Source organism: Streptomyces atriruber, from assembly GCF_001418325.1.
In the GTDB taxonomy this organism is placed as follows: Bacteria; Actinomycetota; Actinomycetes; order Streptomycetales; family Streptomycetaceae; genus Streptomyces; species Streptomyces atriruber.
Genome location: NZ_LIPN01000269.1, coordinates 1 through 17,295, shown reverse-complemented (window position 1 = coordinate 17,295; position 17,295 = coordinate 1). Strand labels below are relative to the sequence as shown.

Below are 17,295 nucleotides of genomic sequence, written 5' to 3'. Positions count from 1 at the left end.
GGGCGTGGGGGTGGCGGTGGGGTCAACACCGCGATGTTTACGTAAACTTCGGTAGCGCGTACGGTGGCACCCGTCACAGCGGCCGGTCAAGGTTTCTCACACGTAAAGTTCCACGCGGTGTCCGTGGGACGGAGGAGGGGCGATGGGGCTGAGCGAACCGGGAAGTCCGCTTCCCGTTCACGGCGGCGCGCAGCGCGGCGGTTCTGGAATCCCCGGCGGTCGGCGCAAGCAGCGCGTGTCCATGGCCGATGTCGCGAAGCGGGCGGGCGTCTCCTCCCAGACGGTCTCCCGGGTGTCCAACGGTCACCCCGGCGTCGTCGCGGCCACCCGCGAGCAGGTCCTGGAGGCCATGCGCGACCTCGGCTACCGCCCCAACAGCGCGGCCCGCGCCCTGCGTTACGGCCAGTTCAACACCGTCGGCGTCATCCTCCTCAACCTCTCCGCCACCGGCCGCAGCCAGACGGTCGGAGCGATCTCGACCCATGCGGCCGCCGAGGGGTACGCCATCACGATGATCCCCATCGACGTGCCGACCCAGGACAACGTGCTGGGCGCCTTCACCCGGATGGGCGAGCTGGCGGTCGACGCCGTCATCGTCTTCATCGAGGTGCACCTGCTCGACGCGGGAACGGTGACGCTGCCGCCCGGCGTGCACGTCGTCGTCGTGGACACCGACTCCGGCGACCGTTACCGCGTGGTCGACACCGACCAGGTGGGCGGCGCCCGCCTCGCCGTCCGTCACCTCCTCGACCTCGGCCACGACACCGTCTGGCACGTGGCGGGGCCCGAGGAGTCCTACGCGAGCGAGCGGCGCGCCCACACCTGGCGCGCCACCCTGGAGGAGGCCGGGCGCCGGGTCCCGGAGCCGGTGCGGGGCGACTGGTCGGCCGACTCGGGCTATGCGGCGGGCCTCGCGCTCGCCGAACTCCCGGACTGCACTGCGGTGTTCGCCGCCAACGACCAGATGGCGCTCGGTCTTCTGCGCGCCTTCCACGAGCGGGGCAGGTCCGTCCCCGAGGACATCAGCGTGGTCGGCTTCGACGACGTCCCGGACTCCGCGCACTTCATTCCGCCCCTCACGACGGTGCACCAGGACTTCACGGAGGTGGGGCGGCGGAGCGCGGTGGAGGCGCTGCGCCAGATCCGCGAGCGGACGCCCGCGACACCCGGGACGGACCTGGTGCCGACGCGGCTGGTGGTGCGCGAGAGTACGGCGAAGGCGAAGCCGAAGGGGCAAGTGCCGGGGCCGACCCAGGCCCAGATCCAGGCCCCGCCCCCGACGCCTCATTGAGCGGACGACTCCTCCTGCGCGACTCCTCCCGTACCGAGCTCCTCCCCGTACCGAGAAGGAGAAAGATGTCACCGTCCCACCGGCCCAGAGCCGCCCTCGCCATGTCGCGCCGGGCGGCCGACGCCGTCCTGGAGCCGTCGGCCCTCGCCGCCCTCCGGCAGGTGACCACCCTCGAACCGCCGCCCCCGCTGGACGACTTCGGCACCGAGCGCGCGAAGGCCGTCCTCGCCGGGACGGAACTCCTCGTCACCGGCTGGGACTGCCCGCCGCTCACCGCCGAGGTGCTCGCGGGCGCCCCGAACCTGCGCGCCGTGGTCCACACGGCGGGCTCCATCCGCGGCCACGTCACCGCCGCGTGCTGGAAACGCGGCATCGAGGTGTCCTCGGCCGCCGCGGCCAACGCGCTGCCCGTCGCCGAGTACACCGTCGCGATGATCCTGCTCACCAACAAGCGCGTCCTGGAGAGCGCCCGCGACTTCCACGCCGCACGCACGCAGGTGGACTGGACGCGTACTTCGCGCACCACCGGCAACTACCGCCGCACGGTGGGCATCCTCTCGGCGTCCTTCGTCGGACGCCGCGTCATCGAACTGCTGCGGCCGTACGACCTGCGGGTGCTGCTGCACGATCCGTACGCGTCGGAGAAGGAGGCCGCCGCACTCGGCGCGGAGCTCGTGGCACTTGAAGACCTCTTCACGTTCAGCGACACGGTGAGCGTGCACGCCCCGCTCCTGCCCGCCACCCGCGGCCTCGTCAGCCGCGAACTCCTCGCCGCCATGCGCCCCGACGCCGTGCTCATCAACACGGCACGGGGCGCGGTCGTCGACCAGGACGCGCTCACCGAGGCCGTCACGGCGGGCCGCGTCCGCGCCGTGCTCGACGTCACCGACCCCGACGTCCTGCCGCCGGAGCACCCGTTGTGGACCGCGGACAACGCCCTGCTCACCCCGCACCTCGCGGGCTCCCTGGGCAACGAGTGGCGGCGCCTTGCCGAACATGCCGTGGACGAGGTGCGCCGCTGGGCAGCGGGCGACGGCTTCGCGCATCCCGTGCGCCGCGACCGGCTGGCGTACCTCGCGTGAACGGCCGGTCAGGCCGCCTCCCGGCCATCGGCGGCGCGCGCCGCCGGTTCGAGCAGTGACAGGCTCCGCCGCCGTGCGTCGAGAGCGACACGGATGCCGACCGGCATCGGCAGATTCGGGCCCGCGTGTCCGAACTCGACGTTGCCAAGGACCGGGATGTCACGGTCGCCGAGGACGTCGAGGACCAGCTCGGACAGGGTCGGGGACGCGTCGGGCCCACCGAGGCCGTGGATCTCGCGCGGGACTCCCACGACCATGCCGGAGATCCGGTCGAGGATGCCGCTGTGCCGCAGGACCTGCAGATAGCTCCACACATGCGCGGCCTGACCGCCCATCTCCTCCCAGAACAGCACCGCGCCGTCGAACCGTTCGAGCGGCAGCGCGAACCGCGTCGCCTGCGTCAGCACGATGCGATTGAGCAGCCCGCCGATCAGCGGGCCTTCGGCGCGACCGGACCGACCGGCCCGCCAGCACTCCCAGTCAGGGGTGGCGGGCAGTGCGCCGATCGCCTCCGTACTGGTCAGCAGCGTCGTGTAGAGCCTCTCGAGTTCCGCCCTGCGCGCCGCGGGCGCGGTCTGCCATGCCCCGCCGAGGCCGGGCGTGGCCAGGTCGGCGTGGAACCCGACCAGGCCCGTGCGCCCGTGCAGGACCAGGTGCAGCAGCGAGACGTCGCTGTAGCCGAGGATCGGCTTGGGGTCGGCGGCGATCGCGTCGACGTCGATCAGGTCGAGGTAGCCGAGCACCGCCGCGCCGCCGTCGTGCGCGATGACGGCACGCACCTCGGGGTCGCGCAGGAGGGCGTTGAGTTCCTGGGCGAGGTCCTCCGGCGCGGCCGCGTTCCACCAGTGGCGCCGCCCTGCTTCCAGCAGCGGCGACCGGCGTACGCGGAAGCCCATCCGCTCCAGCACGGTCACCGACCGCTCCAGGTCGGCCTCGTACGCGCTGTGGAGCGGTCCGGACAGCGAGGCGATGACGACGAGGTCCCCGGGCGCCAGGGCGCGGGGGCGAAGGGGCGGGGGCAGCGCGGGACGGGTCATCGGTGCAGTATTCCGACGCCTGAAACGGCACGCCAGGCATTTACCGCGCGGCCGATCTGGCCGGATACCCACTTGTGTCCGGGAAGTGGAGGCCTGTTTCGAACCCTGTTTAGGTTAGGCTAACCTCTGCTGCGTGCAGATAGGTGAAGAGACCGCAGCGGCCACGCGCCCCCGAGGTCATGAACTGTCGGCCACGGGCGTCACCGTGGCGTACGACGGCGTCGACGTGGTCCACGACGCCTCGATGACGCTGCGCCCCGGCGAAGTGACCGTCCTGGTCGGGCCGAACGGCAGCGGCAAATCGACCCTGCTGCGCACCCTCGCGCGGCTGCAGCGCGCCCGGACCGCGGAGCTCGTCATCGACGGCGACACCGACGGCCTCGCACTGAACGCCCGCGCGTTCTCCCGCCGCGTCGCCCTGCTCACCCAAGGGCGCCCCACGCCCAGCGGCCTGACGGTACGGGACGTCGTCGAGTTCGGCCGCTACCCGCACCGGGGCCGCTGGGGCAAGGCCGACCCGGGCGGCCGGGCCGCGGTGGACCGCGCGCTCGCCATGACGGGCGTCGCGGACCTCGCCGAGCGCGGCGCCGAGCACCTGTCCGGCGGCCAGCTCCAGCGCGTCTGGCTCGCGGGATGCCTCGCCCAGGAAACGGGCGTGCTCCTGCTCGACGAACCCACGAACCACCTCGACCTCCGCTATCAGGTCGAACTCCTCGACCTCATGCGGGACCTGGCGGACGACCACGGCATCGCCGTCGGCGCCGTCCTGCACGACCTCGACCAGGCCGCGGCCGTCGCCGACCGGATCCTCCTGCTCGACGAGGGGCGGGTCGTCGCGGACGGCGCCCCCGAAGACGTACTGACTCCGCAGCGGCTCACCGACACGTACGGCATCCGCATCGAAGTCGACACCGACCCCCTCACCGGCCGCCTGCGCACCCGCGCCATGGGCCGCCACCACTCGCGAAGCGAAAGGCTCAGCACCACCTCATGAGACGCCACCTGATCACCGCGGCGGCCGCCACCGCCGCGGCCCTCGCCCTGTCCTCCTGCGGCACCACCGAGCCCGCCGCCGACGACGCGAAGAAGAACGCCGGGGCCATCACCCTCACCGACGGCACCGGCGCCGAGGTGAAGCTGCCGAACGGTCCCGCCAAGAAGGTCGTCGGCACCGAGTGGAACGCCGTCGAGAGCCTGATATCGCTGGGCGTCGCCCCGACCGGCGTCGCCGACGTCAAGGGCTACAAGGCCTGGGACAGCGCCGTGCCGCTGAAGAACGACCCCAAGGACATCGGCACCCGCGGCGAGCCGAGCATGGACAGCATCGCGTCCCTGAAGCCCGACCTCATCATCGCGACCACCGACCTGCCGGCCGCCGCCGTGAAGCAGTTGCGCAAGATCGCCCCGGTCCTCAACCTGCGCCCCGCCGACGCCGCGGACCCGATCGGGCAGATGACCGCCAACCTCGACCTCCTCGCCGAGGCCACCGGCACCACGGAGCAGGCCGGGAAGCTCAAGAAGGACTTCGAGGCGAAGCTCGCCGAGGGCAAGAAGGCGCTCGCCGACGCGGGACGGAGCGGCGCGAAGTACGCCTTCGCCGACGGCTACGTCACCGGCAACCAGACCTCGATCCGGCCCTACACCGACGGCTCGCTCATCGGCGCCGTCAACAAGAAGCTCGGCCTGAAGAACGACTGGACGGTCAAGGGCGACAAGGCCTACGGCCTCGGCGCCACCGATGTCGAGGGCCTCACCAAGCTCGACGAGGACGTGCACTTCGCCTACATCGGCAACGACGACGACAAGGGCAGCAACCCGTTCACCGGCGTCCTGAAGAAGGACAAGGTGTGGACCTCGCTGCCGTTCGTGAAGAAGGGCAACGTACACCGGCTGCCCGACGGCATCTGGATGTTCGGCGGCACCGAGTCGATGAACCAGTACGTCGACTCCGTCGTCAAGGCGCTGAAGAAGTAGCACCATGGCCGTCACCGCAACCACCCCCGCCACCCGTCCGTCGGCAGCCGCGTCCCGGACGGGCGCGGTCGCGGTGACGGCCGCGCTGCTCCTCCTCGTCACCGCGCTCGCTGTCGTCGACATCACCCAGGGCACGGCCGCCGTCGGACCCGCCGAGGTCTGGAAGGCCCTCACCGGCCGGGCCGACACGGCCGACAGCTCCGTCGTCATCGCCTCCCGGCTGCCCCGCATGACCGCCGGGCTCCTCGTCGGCGCCGTCCTCGGCATGGCGGGCGCCGCCCTGCAGGCCGTCAGCCGCAACGTCCTCGCCTCGCCCGACACCCTCGCCGTCAACGCCGGTTCGTACGCGGCGCTCGGCGTCGCCGCCGCCACCGGCATCTCCCTGCCGTTCCTCGCCTCCTCCGGCATCGCGTTCGTCGGCGGCCTCGCCGCGGCGGCCGTCGTCCTCGGACTCTCCGGCCTCGGCACGGGCACGGTCCGCCTCGTCCTCGCGGGCAGCGCCCTCACCCTCGGCCTCACCGCCGTCACCGAGGGCCTGCTCCTGCTGTATCCGCAGGAGACGGAGGGCCTCTACAAGTGGAACCAGGGCAGCGTGGCGCAGAACGGCTTCGACGGCGTGCTGCAGATGGCACCCGTCGCCGTCGTCGGCCTCGCCGGTCTGCTGCTGCTCGCCCGCAAGGTCGACGCCCTGGCGCTCGGTGACGACGCGGCGCGCGGGGTCGGCGTACCGGTCCGCGCCACCCGCGTCACCGCCGTCGTGCTCGCCGCGCTCCTCTCCGCGTCCGCCGTCACCCTCGCGGGCCCCATCGGCTTCGTCGGCCTGTGCGCCCCCGCCCTCGTGCGCCCCCTCGCCCGCAAGTTCCGCGCGTTCACCCGCTCGCGCGGGAGCCTCCCGGTCGCCGGGCTCACCGGCGCCGCCCTCGTGCTCGGCTCCGACGTGCTGCTGCGCGCCGTCGTGCCGTCCGACGTGGCGGTCGCCGTGCCGACGGGCGTCGTCACCAGTCTCGTCGGCGCCGTCTTCCTGGTCGTCATGGCCGCGCGGGTGCGGGACTCGGCCGGCGCCGCCCCGCCCGACCGGCTGCGCATCAGGAGCCGGGGCGTCTTCATCGGCACGACCGCCGTCCTCGTGGCCGTCCTGGTCGGCCTGACCATCGCCGCCGTCCTCGTCGGCGACAGCAAGCTGCTGCTGGGCGACGTCGTCAACTGGACGCAGGGCAGGGCGGGCCAGACCGTCTCCTTCGTCCTCGACACCCGCGTGCCGCGGGTCCTCGCCGCCCTGTTCGCCGGAGCGGCACTCGCTGTCGCCGGCACCCTGGTCCAGGCCGTGACGCGCAACCCGCTCGCCGAGCCGGGCGTCCTCGGCGTGACGAACGGCGCCGCGCTGGGTGCCGTCCTGCTCGTGACGACGGTGCCCGCGGCCGGGTCGTGGACCGTCGCGGGCGGCGCGTTCGTGGGCGCCGCGGTCAGCGCGCTCCTCGTCTTCGGCCTCGCGGCACGGGGCGGGTTCCGGCAGAATCGGCTCGTCCTCGTCGGATTCGGTGTCGGCACCGGGGCGACGGCCGTCATCAGCATGGTCATCATCCTCACCGACCCGTTCAACGCGACGAAGGCGCTCACCTGGCTGGCGGGCTCCACCTACGGGCGGACCCTGCCCGACGTGGCGCCCCTCGCGATCGTGCTGGCCGTGGGCCTGACCGTCGCGGTCGTCCGGCGCACCGAACTCGACCTGGTGTCGCTCGACGAGGACACGCCCCGGCTGCTCGGCCTGAACCTGAGCCGCGGCCGCCTCGGTTTCCTCGTCCTCAGCGTTCTGCTGAGCGCCACCGCGGTGGCAGCCGCGGGCACGATCGGCTTCGTCGGGCTCGTCGCACCGCACGCGGCACGGGCGCTCGTCGGCCGCCGGCACGTGCGCGTCGTGCCGGTCGCCGTACTCCTCGGCGCCGTCCTCGTGTGCGCCGCCGACCTGGTGGGCCGGACGGTGATCGCACCGGCGCAGCTCGGCGCGGGGCTCATGACCGCGGTGATCGGCACGCCGTACTTCCTGTATCTGCTGGTGCGCAGCCGCCGTTGAGCGGGCGGTGGCGGACGGGGGCGGTGATGGCCCCGCGATAGAGTGGGAGACCTCCGGGGCCCGCCCAGTGCTGTCCCCGTCCCCCACGCGGGATGTGTTCCTCCCGCGACTCCCAGCCGTGTCGGGGCCGATGACGCCCCCGGGCGGAGACCGACGCCCGAGCACGACAGGTAGCCCTTCTTGCCCACGCCCCCGCCCGCGCCCGCTGCGTCCGCCACGCGGCCCGCACCGTCCCTCGCCTCCCGGCTGCGCGGTCTGCGCCCCGACTGGCTGTCCGACCCGAAGGTCTGGCGCACCGAGATCCTGGCGGGTCTCGTCGTCGGCCTGGCCCTGATCCCCGAGGCGATCTCGTTCTCGATCATCGCCGGGGTCGACCCCGCCATCGGCCTGTTCGCGTCGTTCACGATGGCCGTCACCATCTCCGTGGTCGGCGGCCGCCGGGCGATGATCTCCGCGGCGACCGGCGCCGTGGCCCTGGTGATCGCCCCGCTCAACCGCGAGCACGGCTTCGGCTACCTGGTGGCCGCCGTCATCCTGGCCGGTGTCTTCCAGATCGTCCTCGGCGCGCTCGGCGTCGCCAGACTCATGCGGTTCGTGCCGCGCAGCGTGATGGTCGGCTTCGTCAACGCCCTCGCCATCCTGGTCTTCATGGCACAGGTGCCGGAGATGCACGACGTGCCGTGGCCGGTCTACCCGCTGCTCGTCGGCGGTCTCGCGCTCATGGTGTTCTTCCCGAAGGTCACCAAGGCGGTTCCGGCGCCGCTGGTCTCCATCGTCGTCCTGACCGCCCTCACGGTCGCCGCGGGCATCGCCGTGCCGACCGTCGGCGACAAGGGCGAGCTGCCCTCGTCCCTGCCGGTGCCGGGCCTGCCCGACGTGCCGTTCACGCCGGACACCCTGACCGCCGTCGCCCCCTATGCGCTCGCCATGGCGCTGGTCGGTCTGATGGAGTCCCTGATGACCGCCAAGCTCGTCGACGAGATCACCGACACCCACTCCTCCAAGACCCGCGAGTCCGTCGGCCAGGGCATCGCCAACATCGTCACGGGGTTCTTCGGCGGCATGGGCGGCTGCGCCATGATCGGCCAGACCATGATCAACGTACGGGTGTCCGGCGCCCGCACCCGTCTCTCCACGTTCCTGGCGGGCACGTTCCTGCTGGTGCTGTGCGTCGTCTTCGGGCCCGTGGTCTCGGACATCCCGATGGCGGCACTGGTCGCCGTGATGGTGATGGTGTGCTTCGCGACCTTCGACTGGCACTCCATCGCCCCGAAGACGCTCCGGCGGATGCCCGCGGGCGAGATCGCCGTCATGGTCATCACCGTGGTCTGCGTGGTCGCCACCCACAACCTCGCCGTCGGCGTCGTCGTCGGCACGATCACCGCCATGGTCATCTTCGCCCGGCGCGTCGCCCACTTCACCGGCGTCACCTCCGTCGCCGCCCCCGACGGCGCCAGCGTGGTCCACTCCGTGACCGGCGAGCTGTTCTTCGCCTCGTCGAACGACCTGGTCACGCAGTTCGACTACGCAGGGGACCCGGACCGGGTCGTCATCGACCTCTCGGCCGCGCACATCTGGGACGCCTCCACGGTCGCCGCGCTCGACGCCATCACCACCAAGTACGAGCAGCGCGGCAAGACCGTCGAGATCATCGGCCTCAACCGGCCGAGCGCCGAGATCCACGAGAGACTGAGCGGCGAACTCACCGTCGGCGGGTAGTGGAGTAGACCAATGTCGTGAACGGCTTCAATCGATGGGCCGCGGTGGGCCGCGTCTTCGCAGGTGAGGGGCCATAGCGCCAGGTGGGGCCGTAAAAGTCCCCATGGCGGTCCACCTGCTCAGCGTGGTATAGACGTATGAAAGAAATACCTTCGGCCCGCCTCGGCCGACAGGCGGCATACCGCCGGAAGGTCTGTTCACGTGCAAGCTTCCGATCACGCCCCCGTTCCTGATCACGCTTCCGCTCCCGAGAGCGGTACTGCTGCGGCGCACCCGCACAGGACGCCGTGGCTGCCGAGCCCCCGCACCGCGCGCAGGCTGCGGCGCGCTGGCATCGCGAGGGTGCTCGTCACCGGGTGCCTGGTCCGCGTGAGCCTGCGCGGCGAGATCACCTCCCGCCAGGCCGACTCGCTCGCGGCGCAGCTGCGCGGCCTGGTCCAGGACGGCTGCCGCCATCTGATCGTGGACCTGTCCGAGGTCACCTACCTGGCCCGGGAGGGCGCCGGGGTCTTCTTCGGCACGCTGCGGGCGCTCAGGGAGGTCGGCGGCTCCCTCGCCGTGCGAGGAGCCTGCCCCCGGTCCGCCGCCACCCTGCACTGCCTGGGCATGGGCCGTCTCGCGGAGTAGGCGGCGGAGTGCGGTACGCGGCCGTCAGGCGTCGACCGCGTTCCGGCGCGTGAACCGGTGCCACCAATGCCGCCGCCGAGGATGAATGGCCCGGCCCAGGCGCCGCCCCAGGACGAGGTAGCCGAGCAGCGCGCCCGCCGTGTTGAGGATGACGTCGTCGATGTCGAAGGTGCGCCCCGTCACGAACGCGCCCTGCGCCAGCTCGACGAGCACCATCGTCACCGCCGTGGCGATCCCCACGCGCACGAGTCCGCGCGTGCGGGGGAGCACCACGGGCAGCAGCACTCCGAACGGCACGCCCAGCAGGATGTTCCCGCCGAGCTGTTTGACGGTGTCGCGGAACGCGGGCTGGCCGAGGTACGCGTCGATGGAGTCGCCCGGCGTGAAGTTGCTGTGGGTCAGCGCCTCCGAGCTCGCGGACGGCTCCAGCGTCAGCCGGGCGAGCACCACGGCGAAGCCGACCATGCAGGCGAAGGCCGTCAATATGATCGCGACCCGGGCCGGCCGCGACAGGGTGGCCGCGCGTCGGCTCTCTTCGGAACGTCCTGGTCGTGCCATCAGCGCCTCCGGGGAAGGACCGGGTCCACGTATGTGCCGGGCGTTCGGCCCGGGCATGTTCCTCAAGCCGGTTCGACGCGGCCGAACAACCCCGCGTGCCCCGGCGGGAGCTGGGTCAGGATGCGGCGCAGCAGCGCGTCGTCCGCCACGTCCGCGAGCGTGCCGAGCACGGAGGTGACGACGCGGCGCGCCCCGGCCGTGTCATCACCCGTTCGTGCGGCCACCGTGTCGACGAACTCCTCGGCGGACAACGGCTCACCGGCGGGTTCCGCCTCCACCACGAGGGCCCCGCACCGGTCGGGCAGCAGCCGGGCCAGGTCGGTGCGGTCGTCGCCCACCAGGTGCGCGCCCAGGACGAGCAGCACGTTCTCGACGGCCCCTGCCGCCTGCTGACGACTGGTGAAGCTTCCACGCTCCTGGACCCGGTCGAGCAGCGCTTCCAAGGATGTGTCCATGCTGAAGTCCCTCTCGTGGCATCAACCGCTGATCCGGTACCCGGAGCGGGCCACCTGATGCCTGATCGGATTCCCCGGACTACTCCGTGTGGCCGCGGGCCCGCTCCACCTCGACCGTGAACTGCGCCCCGGCGAGCAGCGCCAGGTTGGACACCCACAGCCACACCAGGAAGACGACGATGCCCGCGAGGGAGCCGTACAGCTTGCCGTAGGTGCCGAACACGGTGGCGTACAGCGTGAACAGGCCGGAGGAGAGCAGCCAGAGCAGCGCGGACACCAGCCCGCCGGGCAGGATGTGACGCCAGCCGCGGGCCTCGGGCGGGGCATTGCGGAAGAGGACGAGCACGAGCAGCGCCACCAGACACACCAGCGCGGGCCACTTCAGGACGGCCCAGGCGGTCTGACCGGCGTCACCGACGCCGATGCCGTGCCCCACGCTCGCGGCGACCGAACCGCTGAGCACGAGCAGCAGCGCGCTGGCGACGAGCAGGGCGAGCAGCATGACCGCGGTCATCACGACGCGGTGCCCCTTCCGCCAGACGGGGCGGCGGTCCTCGACCCCGTGCATCGCGTGCAGCGCCCGACGGAACACGGCCGCGTAACTGGACGCGGACCACAGCGCGCTGACGGCGCCCGCGATCACCACGGTGAGCGCGGCGGAGCGCGCGTCCGCCATGTCGCTGAGCGCCTGGTGCAGGGCGCGGCCCGATTCGGCGGGGGCCCAGTCCGTGACCTCGGTGATGAGTGCCTGGGTCGTGGAGGGGCTGACCAGGCTGATGAGGCTGACGGTGACGAGCATCGCGGGCAGCAGGGCGAGGATCGCGTAGTACGTCAGGGCGGCCGCCCAGTCCGACACGTCGTCGTCCCACATCGACACGGGGGTGCGGCGCAGGGCGGTGCGCCGCAGGGCCCACGACGACGGGGCGTCGGAGCCCGATTCGCGGCCGTGCGGCGCCAGGGCCGGCGTGCCGTGGACGGCGGACGGTGAACGGTCCATAGGGCTGCTCTTTCTTGCCTGTTCTCGTGCACGTCGGCGGCGCGGATGCCGCTTTGTGTTCCCTCACTCTGCTTCCCTGCCTGCGCTGTTTCGTGCTTCGCCGTGCGCGGGAGGAAGTGCGGCAGGCCGTGGCGGGGTCCTGGCGGGCCCGGGGGAGGGGCGCGGTACGACAGAAGCCCCGGACTCCCACGTACGGAGTCCAGGGCTTGTCTGGAGCGCTGGGCAGGCCTTGCACCTGCATTTCCCCGCAGGAAGCGGGGCGTCTTTCCTTGGACGACCAACGCCTGTCCCCCGACCGGAAGTCCGGCTTGAGGAGGCGATATTGATCTTATCCCATCACGGGGGCTGCTCCGTACCACCGTGCTTCGCGCTCACTCGCAGAAGACCTGCACCGTGGAGTCGGAGTCCCTGACGTCGACGGTGACGTCGTCGAGCTGGTCGACGAGGTCCTCCAGGTGCTGCGGCTTGAGCTCGGCGAGGTCGATCGGCACGCCCGACCTGGCCAGCTCCGAGTTGACCTTCGTGAGTGCGGCCGGAGGGAGGAGGCTGGTGAGCCGGACCCCGGCGCGCAGCAGTTGGAGCGGGACCCGGATGTTGACCCGGCTGCGTCCGTCGCCGCCGGAGTCGTCCGGGGCGTCCACCAGCACGCGCAGGTACTTGGGGCGGCGCGACTTCGGCCGGGGCGCGGCTCCGGGCGAGGGCTCGGACCGGTCGCGTTCCAGGGCGCCGATCAGCCGCTCGGCCTCGTCCGCGGTGATCTTGCCCTCGGCCAGCATCTCCAGGACCTGGCGGCGTTGCTCGTTCATCGTCGTTCTTCCCCTCCGGCTCATCTGTTCTGCCTCATCTGATGCTCACCAGGAAGGCCATGGGGCCGTCCTCGATCTCGAACCGGGTGCCGGGCAGCGCCCACAGCAGCCGCCCCGCGCCGCGCAACGCGCCCAAGGGAGGCATCCCGTTGACGAAGCACGCGACCACCGCGCCCAGCACGGCGAGCGGCAGCAGCGGCGACAGCACCAGCGCGACCGGCAGGACCGGGACGAACAGCCGCCGCCGGTGACCGTCGGAGCGGCGGTAGCGGACCGTCACCAGTTGGGGGATCACGGGGAGCCCTCCAACTCGGCGAGTGCCTCCTGGGCACTGATGTCCCCGCGTCGCAGCCGGTCGACGACGTCGGCGGCGCCGGCGCCGCCGGTGGGTGCCGGGTCGGTCTCGACGAAGTCGAGCTGCTCGGAGATCCGGTTCAGCCGGGACTTGATCGTCGGGTAGCTCACCCCGAAGGTCCGCTCCATCTCCTTGATCGAGCCGTGCGACCGCACGAACGCGGCGATGAACACCTGGTCCTCGACGCTGAGCCGGGCCAGTTGCGGAGGCTCGAACTGCCCCTCGATCGCGATGCCGCTGTCGACGAGCCGGGCCCGCTCGACCACGAACGGCCGTCCCTGCGTCAGGTCCGTCAGCTCCTGCCACTCCACCCTCGGCTCCCTCGCCCTCGTCGTCGCGTCTGCCCTTCATTTGTAGCTTGAGTTTTTTAAGGCTGCAACAGTCAGAGCTTAATTTTCTCAATGTTGCATCGGCTCTGCCTCCCGCCGAAGTCGGAAGCCCGTTCTACTTCAACTCGCCGCTCTTTCAAGCCAAGTGGGAGACAATGGGCCACCGGCCCGCCTGCCAGCGCCGTTCCGGCCCGATCCGCCAGCAATCGAGGTGTCCCGTCCCATGAGTGCCACGCCCCGGACCGAGTCCTTCGTCCACCCGGCGCTGTTCTACCGGGGCCGGGAGGAGTACCTGGCGGGCACCGTGCCGTTCGTCCGCGAGGGGCTCGACGCGGGGGAGGCAGTGGCGGTGGCGGTCCCCGGGGGCAATCTCGCGCTCATCCGGGACGCGTTGGGGGAGCGGGCCGCTCAGGTGCGGCTGCTCGACATGACGCAGGCGGGGCGCAACCCGGGCCGGATCATCCCGCGCGTGCTGCGGGCCTTCGCCGACGCCCACCCCGGCGGGCGGGTGCGCATCATCGGCGAACCCATCTGGGCAGGCCGCACCTCGACGGAGTACCCCGCCTGTGTGCAGCACGAAGCGCTGATCAACCTGGCGTTCCAGGGGCGCGAGGCGACGGTCCTCTGCCCCTACGACGAGGCGCGCCTGTCGGCCATCGCCCTGGCCGACGCCCACACCACCCACCCCACGATCATCCGGTCCGGTGAACAGGGCACGAGCGCGTTCTACGCCCCCGCAGCGGCGGTCTTCCGCTACAACCAGCCCTTGACGGCCCCCGACGCCGTGCCGCAGGCGTCGTACGCGAAGCAGTCGCTGTCCGAGGTGCGGCATCTCGCCGTCCTCCGCGCGGCCGAGCTCGGCGTGCCCGGATCCCGCCTGGAGGACTTCGCCCTGGTCGTGGCCGAGTTGACGACCAACAGCGTGGTGCACGGAGGGGGCCGGGGCGCGCTGCGGATCTGGACCGAGGACGGCCACGTCGTCGTCGAGGTCCGGGACGCGGGTGTCCTCACCGATCCGCTCGCGGGCCGCTGTCCCCCGGTCGGGGACCAGCGCGGGGGACGCGGTCTCCTCCTGGTGCACGCGCTCGCCGACCTCGTGCGCGTCCACACCGACCCGGTGCTGGGCACGACCACCCACTGCTACTTCCAGTACGTCCGGCGCTCCTGACGGACCGGCCCCGGGTGCCCCGTCAGAACCCCGTATGGAATGCACCCCGCGGCATGAAGGACCCGTAAGGGACGGGCTCCCGGGGTTCTCGGCGGACGGAACCTGAGAGCACCTGCCCACGACGTGCCCATGAGGGGCCGTCGGGGTTCGTGGGGTCCCCGGGGTCCGTGAAGGAGTGCGCGCAGATGTCCGTCCTGACAGCAGGATCCGGTACCGCGGTCACCGCGGAGGCGGCGCCGGACCCCGGTGAGAAGCACCGGCTCACCGCCCTGACCGGGCTCGCCGCGCTCTCCCTCGACGCGATGGCGTCCGTGGCGTACGGGCCGGAGGCGATCGTCCTCGTGCTCGCCGCGGCAGGCGGCCACGGCCTCGGGTTCACCCTTCCCGTGACCCTCGCCATCGCGGGGCTGCTCGCCGTCCTCGTCGCCTCGTACCGCCAGGTGATCGCCGCGTTCCCGGACGGCGGCGGCTCCTACGCCGTGGCCAAGCGACACCTGGGGCGCCGCACGAGCCTGGTCGCCGCGGCCTCCCTCGTCCTGGACTACGTGCTGAACGTCGCCGTGGCCGTCACCGCCGGTGTCGCCGCGCTGACCTCCGCCTTCCCCGAGCTGTACGGCGACCGGCTGCTGATCTGCCTCGTGGTGCTCGCCCTGATCACCGCCGTGAACCTGCGCGGCATCGTCGAGTCCGCGAAGATCTTCATCGCTCCCACCGCCGTCTTCGTCGTCGCGATCCTCACCCTGATCGCCGTCGGCCTGTTCCGGGACGCCCCCGTCTCGACCGCGGCCGCCGAAGGACACGCCTCCGTCCTCGCGGACAACGCCACCACGGTGGGCGCCCTGCTCCTCCTCAAGGCCTTCGCGTCCGGCTGCTCGGCGCTGACCGGCGTCGAGGCCATCGCGAACGCCGTGCCCTCGTTCCGTGAGCCGCGGGCCAAACGCGCCCAGCACGCGGAGGTCGTCCTCGGCGGACTGCTCGGCGTGATGCTGATCGGTCTCGCGGTGCTCATCTCCCGTTTCGGCCTGCGACCGGCCGAGGGGGTCACCGTCCTCGCCCAGCTCGCGGACGCCTCCCTCGGGCACAACTGGGCCTTCTACGTCATCCAGTTCGCGACCATGGTGCTGCTCGCGCTCTCCGCCAACACCTCGTTCGGCGGGCTGCCCGTCCTGCTGGAGCTGCTCGCCCGCGACAACTTCCTGCCGCACGTCTTCGCCTTGAAGGCCGACCGCCAGGTGCACCGGCACGGTGTGCTCGCGCTCACCGCCATCTCCGCCGCGCTGCTCGTGTTCTCCGGCGGCGACACCAACACGCTCGTGCCGCTGTTCGCGATCGGCGTCTTCGTCGGCTTCACCGTCGCGCAGACCGGCATGGTGCTGCACTGGCGGCGCGAGCGCGGCACGAACTGGCGCGGCAAGGCGCTCCTCAACGGCTTCGGCGCGCTGCTCACGGGCGTCAGCGCGGTCGTCGTGACCGCCACCAAGTTCCACGACGGGGCCTGGCTGATCGTGGTCGCGCTGCCGCTGCTCGTGCTCTCCTTCGAGACCGTGCACCGCGCGTACGCGAGGATCGGCGAGCGGCTCGGCATCGGCCGTGTGCCCGAAGCCCCGTGCCGCGCCCGCTCGTTGGTGGTCGTCCCGGTCGGCGGTCTGTCGAAGCTCACCTGTGAGGCGCTGAACACGGCGGTCTCGCTCGGCGACGAGGTACGTGCGGTGACCGTGACGTACGACGAACCGGCGGACCGGGAGGCGGCGGCCGCGCTGCGCCGCGACTGGGAGCTGTGGAACCCGGGCGTCGACCTGGTCGAACTCCCCTCCGCGCACCGCACGGTCGGCGGTCCCGTGGCGGCGTACATACGGAATGTCAGCACAACCCACCCCGACATCCGGGTCACGGTCCTCATCCCCGAGACGGAGCCCGCGCGCCTCTGGCAGCGGACCCTGCAGAACCGGCGCGGCGCTGTCGTCGCCCGCGCCGTGCGAAAGAACACAGACGCGGCGATCTGCCGTCTCCGATTCCGCCTGACTTGAGCGATCCGTCTGCCCTGATCTGCACGGATTCGCCCGACTGTCCATCTTCGGCCGCCTGTTGCCGTGGCCCGCGGGTGCCCGAGTAGGGTCGGGGGCTGCGTGACGGCCGACGACCGCACACCGGCCTCCCTGGCCCCACCCGGCCCCACCCGGGACGGGGCGCGGCACCGGAATGCGGCTTCCGACGTCTCACGTGAACCACGAGTCACACCAGCGGTACGGCGGGTCCCCGGGCCCGTACCCCCCACACAAAGAGCCGCGCCTGCGCGGCCGCAGATCAGGAGCACCAGTGCAAGGCACCCCCCACATAGCCAGCACACCGCACGACGGGCGATGGTCGTTCGCCCCGCCCTGCCCGCCGGACCCGGCGCGCCACCAGATGGTGTCGGCGCGCGCGGCGCCGGTGACGGGGCGCCCCGAGGCCGTCGACCCGCAACTCCCCGTCTTCATCGACGAGTCGGGATGGCGCAGGCGCACGCTGCAAGGCATGGCGCTGGTCGTCGGCTGCGGCTGCCTCGGCTATCTGCTGTTCGTCGGCACGATGATCAGTGGCCTCCGGAACCCCGTCGGCACGCACCCGCCGAGCACGAACGGCCCGGCATCCTCCGCCCCGGACCACGGCACGTCCCCCCGCAGCCAGGGCCACACCCACGGCAACACCAACCACCCGGCATCCGCCACGAAGGGCTCCTCCCCCCGCCAGAACGACCAGCCCCCCGGCACCAACCGTCCGGCCCCCGGCGCCGACCGTCTGGCGCCCGGCACCAACCGTCCGGCGCCCGGCGCCGAGCGCCCGGCG

The 17,295-nt window shown here is 72.1% G+C and carries 16 protein-coding genes and 1 pseudogene; 10 read left to right on the top strand and 7 right to left on the bottom strand.

From position 1 onward, the window contains the following. Window positions 1-241: 241 nt before the first annotated feature. A complete protein-coding gene (locus tag AOK03_RS26475) occupies window positions 242-1,291 on the top strand; it encodes a LacI family DNA-binding transcriptional regulator (protein ID WP_055567856.1) in 1,050 nt (349 codons plus the stop codon). A gap of 65 nt (window positions 1,292-1,356) precedes the next feature. Continuing rightward, complete coding sequence (locus tag AOK03_RS26470; protein WP_055567855.1) at window positions 1,357-2,373, top strand: hydroxyacid dehydrogenase; 1,017 nt, start codon at window positions 1,357-1,359, stop codon at window positions 2,371-2,373. Window positions 2,374-2,381: 8 nt separating this feature from the next. Here the strand turns inward: AOK03_RS26470 and AOK03_RS26465 are convergent, their stop codons facing one another. Next, complete coding sequence (locus tag AOK03_RS26465) at window positions 2,382-3,410, bottom strand: S66 peptidase family protein (RefSeq protein ID WP_055567854.1); 1,029 nt, start codon at window positions 3,408-3,410, stop codon at window positions 2,382-2,384. A 133-nt stretch (window positions 3,411-3,543) separates the two neighbouring features. On the opposite strand from AOK03_RS26465, the gene AOK03_RS26460 reads away from it, so the two are divergent. The 5 genes from AOK03_RS26460 to AOK03_RS26440 all read left to right on the top strand — a co-directional run bounded on the left by AOK03_RS26460 (window position 3,544) and on the right by AOK03_RS26440 (window position 9,801). Next, window positions 3,544-4,404: an ABC transporter ATP-binding protein gene (locus tag AOK03_RS26460; protein ID WP_055567853.1), complete on the top strand. Its 861-nt coding sequence runs from the start codon at window positions 3,544-3,546 to the stop codon at window positions 4,402-4,404. Beyond that, entirely contained in the window at window positions 4,401-5,384 is a 984-nt protein-coding gene (locus tag AOK03_RS26455) for an ABC transporter substrate-binding protein (protein WP_055567852.1), read from the top strand. Before AOK03_RS26460 ends, AOK03_RS26455 begins: the two co-directional genes overlap by 4 nt. Window positions 5,385-5,388: 4 nt before the next feature. Further along, window positions 5,389-7,455 carry an iron ABC transporter permease gene (locus AOK03_RS26450; protein WP_055567851.1) on the top strand — a complete coding sequence of 689 codons (2,067 nt, stop codon included), beginning with the start codon at window positions 5,389-5,391 and terminating at the stop codon, window positions 7,453-7,455. A gap of 180 nt (window positions 7,456-7,635) precedes the next feature. Next, window positions 7,636-9,174, top strand: coding sequence for a SulP family inorganic anion transporter (locus AOK03_RS26445; RefSeq protein ID WP_055567850.1), 1,539 nt, complete (start codon window positions 7,636-7,638; stop codon window positions 9,172-9,174). A gap of 342 nt (window positions 9,175-9,516) precedes the next feature. After that, entirely contained in the window at window positions 9,517-9,801 is a 285-nt protein-coding gene (locus tag AOK03_RS26440) for an STAS domain-containing protein (protein WP_055567849.1), read from the top strand. 24 nt (window positions 9,802-9,825) lie between these two features. On the opposite strand, the gene AOK03_RS26435 is transcribed toward AOK03_RS26440, so the two are convergent. The 6 genes from AOK03_RS26435 to AOK03_RS26410 all read right to left on the bottom strand — a co-directional run bounded on the left by AOK03_RS26435 (window position 9,826) and on the right by AOK03_RS26410 (window position 13,283). Next, entirely contained in the window at window positions 9,826-10,359 is a 534-nt protein-coding gene (locus AOK03_RS26435) for a VanZ family protein (RefSeq protein ID WP_244177760.1), read from the bottom strand. 62 nt (window positions 10,360-10,421) lie between these two features. Then, window positions 10,422-10,814 carry a DUF2267 domain-containing protein gene (locus AOK03_RS26430; RefSeq protein ID WP_055567848.1) on the bottom strand — a complete coding sequence of 131 codons (393 nt, stop codon included), beginning with the start codon at window positions 10,812-10,814 and terminating at the stop codon, window positions 10,422-10,424. A gap of 79 nt (window positions 10,815-10,893) precedes the next feature. Further along, entirely contained in the window at window positions 10,894-11,811 is a 918-nt protein-coding gene (locus tag AOK03_RS26425; protein WP_055567847.1) for a YihY/virulence factor BrkB family protein, read from the bottom strand. A 371-nt stretch (window positions 11,812-12,182) separates the two neighbouring features. After that, window positions 12,183-12,617 (bottom strand): SHOCT-like domain-containing protein, encoded by a 435-nt coding sequence (locus AOK03_RS26420; RefSeq protein ID WP_055567846.1) that lies wholly within the window; start codon window positions 12,615-12,617, stop codon window positions 12,183-12,185. Between the two features lie 34 nt (window positions 12,618-12,651). Continuing rightward, window positions 12,652-12,912: a hypothetical protein gene (locus AOK03_RS26415; RefSeq protein ID WP_055567845.1), complete on the bottom strand. Its 261-nt coding sequence runs from the start codon at window positions 12,910-12,912 to the stop codon at window positions 12,652-12,654. Next, a complete protein-coding gene (locus AOK03_RS26410) occupies window positions 12,909-13,283 on the bottom strand; it encodes a DUF2089 domain-containing protein (protein ID WP_055567844.1) in 375 nt (124 codons plus the stop codon). Before AOK03_RS26410 ends, AOK03_RS26415 begins: the two co-directional genes overlap by 4 nt. Window positions 13,284-13,524: 241 nt before the next feature. On the opposite strand from AOK03_RS26410, the gene AOK03_RS26405 reads away from it, so the two are divergent. From AOK03_RS26405 to AOK03_RS26395, 3 genes and pseudogenes are all read left to right on the top strand, one after another. Next, a complete protein-coding gene (locus tag AOK03_RS26405; protein ID WP_055567843.1) occupies window positions 13,525-14,469 on the top strand; it encodes an anti-sigma factor RsbA family regulatory protein in 945 nt (314 codons plus the stop codon). A 185-nt stretch (window positions 14,470-14,654) separates the two neighbouring features. Beyond that, the gene (locus tag AOK03_RS26400; protein ID WP_055567842.1) at window positions 14,655-16,496 is read left to right on the top strand and encodes an APC family permease; all 1,842 of its coding nucleotides are present in this window, start codon (window positions 14,655-14,657) and stop codon (window positions 16,494-16,496) included. Between the two features lie 289 nt (window positions 16,497-16,785). After that, a pseudogene (locus tag AOK03_RS26395) lies at window positions 16,786-17,295 on the top strand (hypothetical protein); the annotation flags it as partial.